Origin of the sequence: Plantactinospora sp. WMMC1484, assembly GCF_049315195.1 — a bacterium.
In the GTDB taxonomy this organism is placed as follows: domain Bacteria; phylum Actinomycetota; class Actinomycetes; order Mycobacteriales; family Micromonosporaceae; genus Plantactinospora.
Map to the genome: position 1 here is coordinate 5,221,166 of NZ_CP186055.1, position 11,750 is coordinate 5,232,915.

The following is an 11,750-nucleotide window of genomic DNA, read 5'->3' on the forward strand; positions in this document are numbered from 1 at the left end:
GAACCCGCACATCGGATGCCCGAACAGCGCTGGATCGGATTATTGACAGTAGCGCCGTACCAAGCAGCTAAAAGGACATTCAACAGTGGCCGATTTTCCGATATCGGTGCTCTCCACTGCGGTTGTTCGGCGGGCAGAAGGTGCGCGGGCTGAGCGGGACGCGAGCCCAACCCTCGAGGGCTTAGGCGTGCACCGATCCAGGCAGCACGATCCGGACGTCGTCGGGGAGCCGCCGGGTGGCGCCGCGTCGGTCCAGCAGTTCCAGCAGCGGGACGGCGACCCGCCGGGTCGTGCCGAGCGCCTGCCGGGCGGCGCTGAGGGTGAAGGGTTGCGGCAGCCCGGCCAGGACCCGGATCGCCCGCTCGGGGGCGTCCGGCAGCAGCACGACGTTCCCGGCCAGCCGGAGCAGCGCGCCGGCCCGTACCGCGGCGCCGATCTCGCGCTGCCCGAGCCCGTAGTCGGCGAGCCGGTCCGCCTCCGGGGCGGCGAACGGCCGCTCGGCCAGCTCCGCGCCGAGCCGGCGTACCGCACGGGCGACCTGCTCGGGCAGCGCATCGACCGCCCCACGCTGGCCGATCCGACCGTCGCGGGCCACCAGCGGTGCGCCGACCAGCGCCTCGACCAGGGCGCGGTCCGGAAGGCCGAGCAGCCGGCGCAGGGTGTCGACCGGCGCTGCCGGCTCCAGCGGGTGCTCCGCCGCCCACCGGGCCACCTCGTCGACGAGGCGCCGGCGCAGCTCGGTCCAGTGTGCGGGGTCGGCGTGCCACTCCCCCGCCACCGGCGCGGTCGTCACCGGCACGCCCATCCGCTCCAGGTCGCCGCGTCGGGCCAGACCGCGTCGGGCCAGCTCGCTGCGCTCGTCGGGCCGGCCGTCCAGCCCGGCCAGCACCGTCGCCCGGGCGGCCGCCGCGCCGCGCCGGGCCAGTTTCGGCGGTACGACGTCGAGCACCGTCACCCCACCGGCCACGTGTCGCCGGCCGGGGTCGCGCAGCAGTGCCCGGTCACCGACGCGCAGCGGCAGCGGCCGGTCCAGCCGCAGCCGGGCGGTGTCCGGGCCGAGTGGGCGTACCCGGGCGGTCACCGCCGCCGAGCCGACGTGCAGGGTGACCTCCGCCGGCAGCTCAGCGACCGGGTCTCCGGCGAGCCGGACGTCGAGCAGGTCGGTCTGCTGGAACCGCCCGGGGGTGAGCAGCGCGTCGCCCCGGGCCACCTGCTCGCGGGCGACGCCGCGCAGGTTGACCGCGACCCGGGCCACCCCGGTGACCTCGGGGACCGGGTCGCCCAGCGTCTGGAGCCCCCGGATCCGGACCCGCTGCCCGGTGCCGCTGCGCTCCAGTTCGTCCCCGCCGCGCAGGGTGCCGGCGCCGAGGGTGCCGGTGAGCACCGTGCCGCTGCCCCGGATGGTGAAGGCCCGGTCCACCCAGAGCCGCACCGGGGCGGTCGGCTCCGGCACCGGCAGCCGGGCGGCCAGCCGGTCCAGCGCGGCCCGCAGCTCCGGCAGGCCGGCACCGGTCCGCGCGCTGACCGCGACCGTCTCGACCTCGCCGAGCGAGGTGGCGGCGATCTCGTCCCGGGCCCGCGCGGTCGCCCCGGCGGGATCGGCCAGGTCGGTCCGGGTCACCACGAGCAGCCCGTGCCGGACCCCGAGCGCGTGCAGCGCGGCCAGATGCTCCGCCGACTGCGGCATCCAGCCCTCGTCGGCGGCGACCACGAGGAGCGCGGCCGGCGCCGGCCCGACCCCGGCCAGCATGTTCGGGACGAAGCGCTCGTGCCCGGGTACGTCGACGAACGCCACCACCGCCCCGGACGGCAGCGTGGTCCAGGCGAAGCCGAGGTCGATGGTCATCCCCCGGCGCCGCTCCTCGGCCCAGCGGTCCGGTTCCATTCCGGTCAGGGCCCGCACCAGCGTCGACTTGCCGTGGTCGACGTGACCGGCGGTCGCGACGACCTGCACGTGGTCACTCCTTCCGTCAGGTGCCGGGCACCCGGACGATCGCGGCCCGGACCGCCTCGTCCCGGTCGGCCGGCACGCAGCGCAGGTCGAGCAGGAGCCGGCCCCGCTCCAGCCGGCCGAGCAGCGGCGGGCCGCCGAGGCGCAGCGGTTCGGCGTACTCCTCGGGGAGGGCGAGGGCCCACGACTCGAGGGTGACCTCCGGCGCGCCACCGCCACCGACCACGGCGGCCGTCGCAACCACCTCGGCGGGCACGCCGTCGGCGGCGAGCCGGTCGCGCAGCCGTTCGGTGCGCAGCCGCAGCGCGGGCGGGGTGGCCCGCAACGCCCGCCAGGTCGGCGTCTCCGGCCCGGTCAGGGTCGCCTCCAGCGCGGCCAGGGTCAGCTTGTCCACCCGCAGCGCCCGGGCCAGCGGATGCCGGCGCAGCCGCTCGACCAGGTCGGCGTCGCCGAGCAGCAGTCCGGCCTGCGGCCCGCCGAGCAGCTTGTCGCCGCTGGCGGTGACAAGCGCCGCCCCGGCCCGCAGCGCCGAGGCGGCGTCCGGTTCGTCCGGCAGCAGCGGGTCCGGTGCCAGCAGCCCGGAGCCGATGTCCACCACCACCGGTACGCCGAGGGAGCCCAGCCGCTCGACCGGAACGGCGGCGGTGAAGCCCCGGACGACGAAGTTGGACGGATGCACCTTGAGCACGAAGGCGGTGGCCGGGCCCACCGCCGCCGCGTAGTCGGCCAGGGTGGTGCGGTTGGTGGTGCCGACCTCGCGGAGGGTGGCGCCGGTGCTGGCGAGCAGGTCCGGCAGCCGGAACCCGTCGCCGATCTCCACCAGCTCACCCCGGCTGACGACGATCTCCCGTCCGACTGCGGTGCCGCCGGTCGGTTCGTCGGGGGCGGGCGCCGTGAGCGCGGTCGCGGCCAGGGCGAGCGCGGCGGCACCGTTGTTCACCACGTGCACGGCGGCGGCGTCCGGTACGGCTGCGGCGAGGGCGGCCAGGGCGGAACGCCCGCGCCGGGCCCGGCGGCCGGTGCGCAGGTCGAGTTCCACGTCGGTGTGCCCGGCGGCGGCGACCACGGCGTCGACGGCCGCCGGGGAGAGCGCCGCCCGGCCCAGGTTGGTGTGCAGCACCACCCCGGTGGCGTTGAGCACCGGACGCAGCCCGGCGGCGGTCTCCGGCAGCGCGGCCAGGGTGGCCGGGACGACCTCCTCGGGCCGGATCTCACCACGCCGGACCCGGTCCTGGGCGGTGCCGAGCAGGGCCTTGAGCCGGCCGCGGCCGAGGGCGGCCTCGGCGGCGGCGAGGCGCGGGTCGGCGAGCAGCACGTCGGTACGCGGCACCCGTCGCCGGGGATCGGCCGCCCCGTCCATCGCCACCTCGCTCCCGCCTCCTCCACCGGCACTTAACCACATCGGCTTCACCTGCGCTCGGGCACGTCCCGGTCGTACGCCGCGAGCATCTGCTCCGCTCCCCCGGCCGGGGTGAGGGAGCCGTCCAGGACCCGCTGTTCGACGTCCTCGGCGGTGGCGCGTACTCGCGGATGCGCGTGGAAGCGGCTCAGCACGGAGTCCCGAGCCATCGACCACATCCAGCCGACCTGCTGCCGCCGTCGGCGTTCGACCAGCTCGCCACTTGACGCCAGGCGCGCGCGATGCGCAACCAACCGGGACCAGACGTCCGCCACGCCGGTCCCCTCCTGGGCGCTACACGTGAGGACAGGCGTCACCACGGACCGCGGTTCGCCGCGGTGCAGCAGTCGGAGCGCATCGGTCAGCTCCCGCGCCGCGCGTCGCGCCTCGGCGGCGTGCGGGCCGTCGGCCTTGTTGATCGCGATCACGTCGGCGAGTTCGAGGATGCCCTTCTTGATGCCCTGCAGCCGGTCGCCGGTACGGGCCACGGCCAGCAGCAGGAACGTGTCCACCATCTCCGCGACCGTGGCCTCGGACTGGCCCACGCCGACCGTCTCCACCACGACGACGTCGTAGCGGGCGGCCTCCACCACCACGATCGCCTCCCGGGTCGCTTTCGTGACACCGCCCAGGGTGCCGGCGGTGGGCGACGGCCGGACGTACGCGCCGGGCGCGGCGGCCAGCCGGGCCATCCGGGTCTTGTCGCCGAGGATGCTGCCCCGCCCCAGGGTCGAGGACGGGTCCACGGCGAGCACCGCGACCCGGTGGCCGGCGGCGATCAGCTCGCAGCCCAGTGCGTCGATGAAGGTGGACTTGCCGGCGCCGGGAATTCCGCTGACGCCGACCCGGTGCGCCCCGCCCGCGTGCGGGGTGAGCGTTGCCAGGAGCTGCTGCGCCGCGGCCTGATGGTCGCCTCGGGTGGACTCGACGAGCGTGATGGCCCGGCCCACCCATGCCGGAGTGCCGGCGAGCACCCCGGCCGCCATCGCCGCGACGTCGACGCCCGCCGGGGCCACTACGCGGGTACCGGATGACCGAGCCGGCCGGACAGGTCGGCGAGCAGGTCCAGCGCCGCGTCGGCAAGGACGGTGCCCGGCGAGAAGATCGCGGCGGCGCCTGCGGCGCGTAACGCCTCGTGGTCCTGCGGCGGGACGACACCACCCACGATGATCATCAGATCCGGCCGGCCCTGGGCGGCGAGTTCGTCCCGCAGCGCGGGCACGAGGGTGAGGTGGCCGGCGGCCAGCGAACTGATGCCGACGATGTGCACGTCGGCCTCGACCGCCTGCCGGGCGACCTCGGCCGGGGTGGCGAACAGCGGGCCCACGTCGACGTCGAAGCCGAGGTCGGCGAAGGCGGTGGCGACCACCTTCTGCCCCCGGTCGTGACCGTCCTGTCCCACCTTGGCGACCAGAATCCGCGGCTGGCGCCCCTCGGCCTCGGCGAAGGCCGCCGAGGCCGCCCGGGCGCGCTCGATGTTGCCCACCTGGCCGGCCTCCTGCCGGTACACCCCGGAGACGGTCTGGATCCGGGCGGTGTGGCGTCCGTACACCTTCTCCAGGGCTGCGGAGATCTCACCCACGGTCGCCCGAGCCCGGGCGGCGTCGACCGACAGGGCGAGCAGGTTCTGGGCAAGACCGGGCGCCCGCGTTCCGTCGCGCTCGGCCTCGGCGGCGCGGGTCAGCGCGTCCAGCGCGCGACGGTACGCGACCGGGTCGCGTTCCTCCCGCAACCGGCGCAGGTTGCGCACCTGGTTGGCCCGTACCTCGGCGTTGTCGACCCGGAGCACGTCGATCGCCTCGTCGGTGCCGAGCCGGTACTTGTTGACGCCGATCACCGACTGGCGGCGCGAGTCGATCCGGGCCTGGGTACGGGTGGCCGACTCCTCCACCCGCAGTTTCGGGATCCCCTCGGCGATCGCCCGGGCCATCCCACCGACCGCCTCCACCTCGGTGATGTGCTCCCAGGCACGGTCCGCCAGGTCACGGGTCAGCCGCTCGACGTAGCCGCTGCCACCCCACGGATCGATGGCCCGGGTGGTGCCGGACTCCTGTTGGATCAGTAGCTGGGTGTTGCGGGCGATCCGGGCGGAGAAGTCGGTGGGCAGTGCCAGCGCCTCGTCGAGGGCGTTGGTGTGCAGCGACTGGGTGTGCCCCTGGGTGGCCGCCATCGCCTCGACACAGGTACGCATGACGTTGTTGAACACGTCCCGGGCGGTCAGCGACCAGCCGGAGGTCTGGCTGTGCGCGCGCAGGCTCAGCGAACGCGGGTCCCTGGGCTCGAACTCGCCGACCAGCCTGGCCCAGAGCAGCCGGGCGGCGCGGAGCTTCGCCACCTCCATGAAGAAGTTCATGCCGATGCCCCAGAAGAACGACAGGCGGGGGGCGAACGCGTCGATGTCGAGCCCGGCGTCCCGGCCGGCACGGAGATACTCCACGCCGTCGGCGAGGGTGTAGGCGAGTTCCAGGTCGGCGGTCGCACCCGCCTCCTGGATGTGGTAGCCGGAGATGGAGATGGAGTTGAAGCGCGGCATCCGCCGCGAGGTGTACGCGAAGATGTCCGAGATGATCCGCATGGACGGCGCCGGCGGGTAGATGTAGGTGTTGCGCACCATGAATTCTTTGAGGATGTCGTTCTGGATCGTGCCGGACAGCCGCTCCGGCGCGACTCCCTGCTCCTCCGCCGCGACGATGTAGAACGCCAGCACCGGCAGGACGGCGCCGTTCATCGTCATCGACACGCTCATCCGGTCCAGCGGGATGCCGGCGAACAGTTCCCGCATGTCGTCGACGGAGTCGATGGCGACACCGGCCATCCCCACGTCACCCGTGACCCGCGGATGGTCGGAGTCGTAGCCCCGGTGGGTGGGCAGGTCGAAGGCGACCGACAGTCCTCGCTGGCCGGATGCCAGGTTGCGGCGGTAGAAGGCGTTGGACTCCTCGGCGGTGGAGAACCCCGCGTACTGGCGGACGGTCCAGGGCTGGTTGACGTACATCGTCGGATAGGGACCGCGCAGGTAGGGGGCGACGCCCGGATAGCTGTCGAGGAAGTCGAGCCCGGACAGGTCGGCGTCGGTGAACAGCGGCGGCACGGGGATGCCCTCCGGCGTACGCCAGGTCAGCTCGTCGGCGGACACGCCGGTCTCGGCCAGCACCGCAGACCGCCAGGCGGCCTCGGCGTCCGGCATCGGTGCCGGCGTCGGCGCCGTGAGTTCCGCCGTCGTGAAGTCGGGAATCACTCCGGCACCCCCAGGTCGGCCAGTGTGGTGGTGAGCACCGCGACGGCGTCGCACCGGGCGTGCAGGCAGTCGTCGGCGCCGGAGTGCTCGTCCCGGCCGGCCAGCCAGACGCGTCGCGCCCCGGCGGCCCGCAGCGACTTGACCACGTACTCGGCCTCCTCGGGGTACGCCCGGTCCGGACCGCACACGCAGGCGACCGGTGACCCGCCGACGACGAACGCCTCGGCCAGGGCCTCCGGCGCGTCGGCGGGAGCGGTGGACACGGCGATGCCGCCAGCGGCGAACAGGTTGGTCGCGAAGGTCACCCCCGGGCCGTACTCGGCGGGTGAGCCGAGGGTGGCGAGCAGGACGGTGGGCCGGCGGCCGGTGACGTCGCGATGGGCGTCGCTGCGGTCGCGCAGCCGCTCGTACGCCGCCGCGTAGCGCCGACGAGGCAGACCGCCGCCCACCGGCGTCGCGCCCGGCCGGCGCGGTGGCAGCTCCTCGTCGAGGTCGGGAAACTCGCTGACCCCGGTGATCGGGTCCCGGCGGTCCGCGATCGCGGACTCCCGCCGCCGCCAGGTCCCCTCCAGCCGGTCGGCGACCAGGCCGCTGTCCAGGGCGGCGGCGAGACCGCCAGCCTTCTCGATGTCGGTGAACCACTGCCACGCGGCGTGCGCCAGGTCCTCGGTGTACCGCTCGACGTACCAGGAGCCGCCCGCCGGATCGAGGACCCGGGCCACCTGGGCTTCGTCGACGAGCAGGGCCTGGGTGTTCCGGGCCAACCGCCGGGAGAACGCGTCCGGCCGGCCGAGCGCGTGGTCGAAGGGCAGGACGGTCAACGCGTCCGCCCCGCCGACGCCGGCAGCGAAGGCGGCCACCGTGGTCCGGAGCAGGTTCACCCAACGGTCCCGGGCGGTCATCATGGCCGCCGACGTCACCGCGTGCTGTCGCTGCGCGCCGGCACCCGACGCGCCGCACATCTCCGCGATCCGCGCCCAGATCCGGCGGGCGGCCCGCAGCTTGACGATGGTGGCGAACTGGGCGGCCGTAGCGGCGTAGCGGAACTCCAACTGGCCGAGGGCCGCCGGCACGGACAGGCCCGCGTCGGTCAGCGCCCGCAGGTACCCGACGCCGGCGGCCGCCGCACAGCCCAGCTCCTCGGCGTCGGAGCCACCGGCGTCGTGGTATACGGTCGCGTCCACGGTGATCGCCCGGAATCCGGCCGCGTCGGTCACGCACCGGGTCGCCAGCGAGGCCGCGTCCCGCACGGCGCCGGCGAGGGCGGTCGCGTCACCGGTGCGGGCCCGCCATCCGAGCGGGTCGGCGCCGAGGTTGCCGACGGCCCGGGACGGCTCGACGTCCCGGGCGGCGAGCAGGTCGAACCAGGCCCCGGCCGCGGCGACGACGTGTTCACCCGGATCCAGCACGACCCCGGCAGTGTCCAGGTGGACCCCGTCGAGGGCGGCCGGCAGGGCGTCGACCGGCAGGGCCTCGCGGCCGATCGTCAGCCAGACCGAGGTCGCCCCGTTCGCCAGGTCGTCGAGGACCGCCGCCCGGACCTCGGCCGGCTCCGTTTCGCAGTGGTGCTGCCGTACGTCCCACCCGGCGACCAGGCCACCCGACGCACGGGCGCCCCGGACGTACGGCGGCTGTCCCGGCAGGCCGGACAGCGTCGTCCCGCTGCCCGGGGTGTGCAAGGCCGCGAGCCACAGACCGTCGTAGGTCGAGGTGGCCAGCAGGTCCGCCACCAGTTCCGGCGGCGTGTTCTCGTCGGCGTCACCCGATCTGCGAAGCGCGGCGAGAGCCAGGTCGCGCCACTGCTCCGCGGTGGACGCTGTCATGGCCTTCCGTCCTTCCGGTCGCTCGTCCCGATGCACAACATGCCTGCGGCAACGAATGGCTGGCTACCCCAGTCCTTCGGTTACGGGCGACGGAATAGGGGTGCCGGTACGACTTCGCGCCGTGACACCGTCGGGCCGACGTCGCGCGGGAAGAAGACGCGGCCGGGCCGAATGGGAGTCGATGTCGACCGTCCCCGCCTCGGGCCGCCTGGCAGCGACTACTCGGCCATCTTCGTACGCATGGTCCAGCGGTAGACCGGCGCGGTGGTGTCGGTGCCGGCCTCGCGTTCGAAGTGCTCGTACCCACCCAAGTGAATGATCTTGATTTTGTCGATCTCGTCGTGCCGACCGATCGTCGCCGTCGCCGGGGCATCCGAGGGGCCACCGACGAGCTGCGCCTCGACGTGTTCCGGTCTGTCCATTGAATGCACCTCCCGTGCTGCCTGCCGACAATGCTGGTGCCGTACGCCTGCCGTGGGCACCCGTATCCGACCCCCTACCGACCCCAGACCGGGTTGACGAGATCGGCCCGACGGTACGGCGTTCCGACCTCCTCACCCGGTCAGGTGGAGCCGCGCGACACCGCTCTCACCCGGTCAGGTGGAGCCGCGCGACACCGCTGGTGGCGGTGCCGCGATGGGGCAGGGCCGGCGTCACTGCCCGGCACACCAGCGCAGCAGGCAGGCTCCCAGCGACATGCCGCCGCCGAACCCGGCCAGCAGCACCAGATCGCCGCGCCTGAAACGACCGTCCCGGTTGGCCTGGTCGAGGGTCAGCGGTATCGACGCGCTCCCCGTGTTGCCGTACTGCTCGACGGTGCGATGGATCTGCGCGCCGGCCAGTCCGACGGTCTTCGCCAGGTCGTCGAGCATGACCCCGTTGGCCTGATGCGGAACGAAGTGATCGATCTCCGAGGTCATCGTGCCGTGCATGCGCAGCAGGTCCGACAGGATCGGCGGCACGTGGTCGGTGACGAACCGGCGCACGTCCCGGCCACGCATCCGGAAGTAGTGCAACCCGGCATCCAGCGTGCCGACGCTCGCCGGTGCACGGCTGCCCCCGGCATGCACCCCGACCAGATCGTGCTCGGATCCGTTGCTCCGCAGTTCGGTGCCGATGATGCCCACAGCCTCCGGGCAGGGCCCCACCACGACCGCGCCGGCGCCGTCACCGAACAGGACCACGCTGGCCCGGTCGGCCGGGTCGACTATCCGCGAGTAGATGTCCGCCCCCACGACGAGTGCGTGGCCGCCCGGGCGCATGGCCAGCAGACCCCGCGCGACCTCCAGCCCGTACACGAAGCCGCTACAGACGACATTGATGTCCAGGCACACCGCCCCGCTGGCGCCGAGCGCGTGCTGGACCAGGTACGACGTCGGCGGCTGGGGATGGTCGGGCGTCGAGGTGGCCAGCACGAGGAAGTCCACCTCGTTCGCCGCGAGCCCCGCGTTCGCCAGTGCCTGCGCAGCGGCCCGCACGGCCAGGTCCGACGTCGCCTCCTCCGGCGCGGCATACCGCCGGGACCGGATCTGCGTTCGGACGGTGATCCAGTCGGAGGTCACCCCGGCGGGGCCGGCGACCTCCGCGTTCGATACCACACGGGCGGGAGCATAAGAACCGGTGCCGAGCACCCCGACATTCTGTGCCACTGACCCACTCCAGACTGGAGGCCCATACTGTCTGTGCTCGCAACCTAGGGCGCGGATGCCCCCTAGCCTCAACCCCTAGGGGCTCCGAACAGGACCGCCGGCCGGGGGCGGTCACCGCGGGATGTTGCCGTGGTGGCCGCGTCGATCGCCGCCACGATGTGCCGGCTGCCGACACCGCCGATGGAACCGGCCGTCCGGGTCGCGTCCGTGCAGTAGACCGTGGTGCTCGGGCGGTCGAGCCCGACGTTGAGGACGCTAGAGAGGCGCCGACCGGTGGACAACCCCAGAGCTACCCCTGTCGGGCCGACACACCCCAGCACAGCCCCGATCCTGTCGTCGGGGCCCTGGTACCGCTCCGGCGGCTCGGGCATCCTGGCACCCGTGACCACGATCGCCACGGGTGCCTGGATCCGCCGGTTCCATCCAGCGGCAGCGGACGCGCCACGCCTGGTCTGCGTGCCGCACGCCGGCGGCAGCGCCAGCTTCTACTTCCCGCACTCCGCCGACCTGGCGCCCGCCGTCGCGGTCCTCGCCGTGCAGTACCCCGGTCGCCAGGACCGGCGCCACGAGCCGTTCGCCGCCTCCGTCGCCGAGCTCGCCGAGGGAGTCGTCGCGGCGCTCGCCGCCCTGCCCGACCTCGGCGACGACGTCTCGCTCTTCGGGCACAGCATGGGCGCGACGGTCGCCTTCGAGGTGGCACGTCGGCTGGAGGACCGGCTGGGGCTCACTCCCCGCCGGCTCTTCGCCTCCGGCCGCCGCGCTCCGTCCCGGCAGCGCGACGAGCGCGTACACACCCTGGGCGACGACGGCGTCATCGCCGAACTGGCGGCACTCAACGGCTCCGACAGCCGGATCTTCGCCGACCCGGAGATGCGGGCGCTGCTGCTCCCGGCGATCCGCCACGACTACCGTGCGATCGAGACCTACCGGTGTGCTCGGGATGTCACGATCTCGGCCCCGGTGACGGTCCTGACCGGCGTCGCGGACCCGAAGACCACCCCGGAAGAGGCCGACGCGTGGCGCCGGCACACCACGGCCGACGTCACCGTCCACACGATGACCGGCGGGCACTTCTTCCTCAACGAGCACCACCCGGCTGTCATCGACGTCATCGTCCGGTCGCTCACCACGCGCCACGACCCGTCCGGCCGGTGAGGCGAGGACGAGGCTTGTCAGCTTGTCGGCACGCGGTTGCGTGCGGCGGCGATCTCGGGCCAGTTCCGCACCGCCCACTCGGCGAGTCCTGACAGCGGTTCGAGCAGGCTCTGCCCCAGCGGAGTGAGACCGTACTCGACGCTGGGCGGGACGGTCGGGCGCACCTGACGCAGCACCAGGCCGGACGACTCCAGACCGCGCAGGGTGCGGGTGAGCATGCGCTGGCTGATGCCGTCGATGCTGCGATGCAGCTCGTTGAAGCGGTGCGACCGGCGGCCGAGCAGCACCAGGACGACCATCGACCACTTGTCGCTCATCAGCCGCACCACGTCCGTGACGGGACAGCTGTCGTACTCCTCGGCGGGCACGGGCATCGGCAGAGCCGCGCTCGCCAGGGACGTGACGTCGGTGTTCGGTGCGGACATGAGAAAGCCTTCTTCCCTCGAGCGCGAGACACGAAGAGGACGGTTCTCTCCACTCTCGGTGACGTGCCTGCTGTGGCGCCATGTTAGCCGCCGATCGCTGTCGGCAAGGA

Annotated in this window: 9 protein-coding genes; 1 reads left to right on the plus strand and 8 read right to left on the minus strand. The window is 73.7% G+C overall.

Annotated features, from left to right (window positions below; all coding sequences use genetic code 11):
• Positions 1–181: 181 nt before the first annotated feature.
• The 7 genes from selB to ACN28C_RS22915 all read right to left on the minus strand — a co-directional run bounded on the left by selB (position 182) and on the right by ACN28C_RS22915 (position 10,060).
• Positions 182–1,954: a selenocysteine-specific translation elongation factor gene (gene selB / locus ACN28C_RS22885; protein ID WP_422769580.1), complete on the minus strand. Its 1,773-nt coding sequence runs from the start codon at positions 1,952–1,954 to the stop codon at positions 182–184.
• 16 nt (positions 1,955–1,970) lie between these two features.
• Positions 1,971–3,311, minus strand: a complete 1,341-nt coding sequence (selA, locus tag ACN28C_RS22890; RefSeq protein WP_422774775.1) for an L-seryl-tRNA(Sec) selenium transferase — start codon at positions 3,309–3,311, stop codon at positions 1,971–1,973.
• Between the two features lie 47 nt (positions 3,312–3,358).
• Positions 3,359–4,366 carry a methylmalonyl Co-A mutase-associated GTPase MeaB gene (meaB, locus tag ACN28C_RS22895; protein WP_422769581.1) on the minus strand — a complete coding sequence of 336 codons (1,008 nt, stop codon included), beginning with the start codon at positions 4,364–4,366 and terminating at the stop codon, positions 3,359–3,361.
• Entirely contained in the window at positions 4,366–6,537 is a 2,172-nt protein-coding gene (gene scpA, locus ACN28C_RS22900; protein ID WP_422774776.1) for a methylmalonyl-CoA mutase, read from the minus strand. The genes meaB and scpA overlap by 1 nt, the downstream gene beginning before the upstream one ends.
• Before the next feature lie 47 nt (positions 6,538–6,584).
• On the minus strand, positions 6,585–8,411 hold the full coding sequence (locus ACN28C_RS22905; protein ID WP_422769582.1) for a methylmalonyl-CoA mutase family protein: 1,827 nt from the start codon (positions 8,409–8,411) through the stop codon (positions 6,585–6,587).
• Positions 8,412–8,629: 218 nt separating this feature from the next.
• Complete coding sequence (locus tag ACN28C_RS22910) at positions 8,630–8,833, minus strand: DUF5988 family protein (protein WP_422769583.1); 204 nt, start codon at positions 8,831–8,833, stop codon at positions 8,630–8,632.
• A gap of 231 nt (positions 8,834–9,064) precedes the next feature.
• Positions 9,065–10,060 (minus strand): 3-oxoacyl-ACP synthase III family protein, encoded by a 996-nt coding sequence (locus tag ACN28C_RS22915; protein WP_422769584.1) that lies wholly within the window; start codon positions 10,058–10,060, stop codon positions 9,065–9,067.
• A gap of 381 nt (positions 10,061–10,441) precedes the next feature.
• Between ACN28C_RS22915 and ACN28C_RS22920 the strand changes: the two genes are divergently transcribed.
• Positions 10,442–11,215, plus strand: coding sequence for a thioesterase II family protein (locus ACN28C_RS22920; RefSeq protein ID WP_422769585.1), 774 nt, complete (start codon positions 10,442–10,444; stop codon positions 11,213–11,215).
• A 17-nt stretch (positions 11,216–11,232) separates the two neighbouring features.
• Here the strand turns inward: ACN28C_RS22920 and ACN28C_RS22925 are convergent, their stop codons facing one another.
• Positions 11,233–11,640: a winged helix-turn-helix transcriptional regulator gene (locus ACN28C_RS22925; protein ID WP_422769586.1), complete on the minus strand. Its 408-nt coding sequence runs from the start codon at positions 11,638–11,640 to the stop codon at positions 11,233–11,235.
• Between the last annotated feature and the right edge of the window lie 110 nt (positions 11,641–11,750).

Bases quoted from the DNA above. Each gene is read 5' to 3' on its own strand.
- ACN28C_RS22910 (WP_422769583.1), bottom strand. From the start codon at position 8,833: ATGGACAGACCGGAACACGTCGAGGCGCAGCTCGTCGGTGGCCCCTCG.
- ACN28C_RS22905 (WP_422769582.1), bottom strand. From the start codon at position 8,411: ATGACAGCGTCCACCGCGGAGCAGTGGCGCGACCTGGCTCTCGCCGCG.
- scpA (WP_422774776.1), bottom strand. From the start codon at position 6,537: ATGCCGGACGCCGAGGCCGCCTGGCGGTCTGCGGTGCTGGCCGAGACC.
- selA (WP_422774775.1), bottom strand. From the start codon at position 3,311: ATGGACGGGGCGGCCGATCCCCGGCGACGGGTGCCGCGTACCGACGTG.
- ACN28C_RS22925 (WP_422769586.1), bottom strand. From the start codon at position 11,640: ATGTCCGCACCGAACACCGACGTCACGTCCCTGGCGAGCGCGGCTCTG.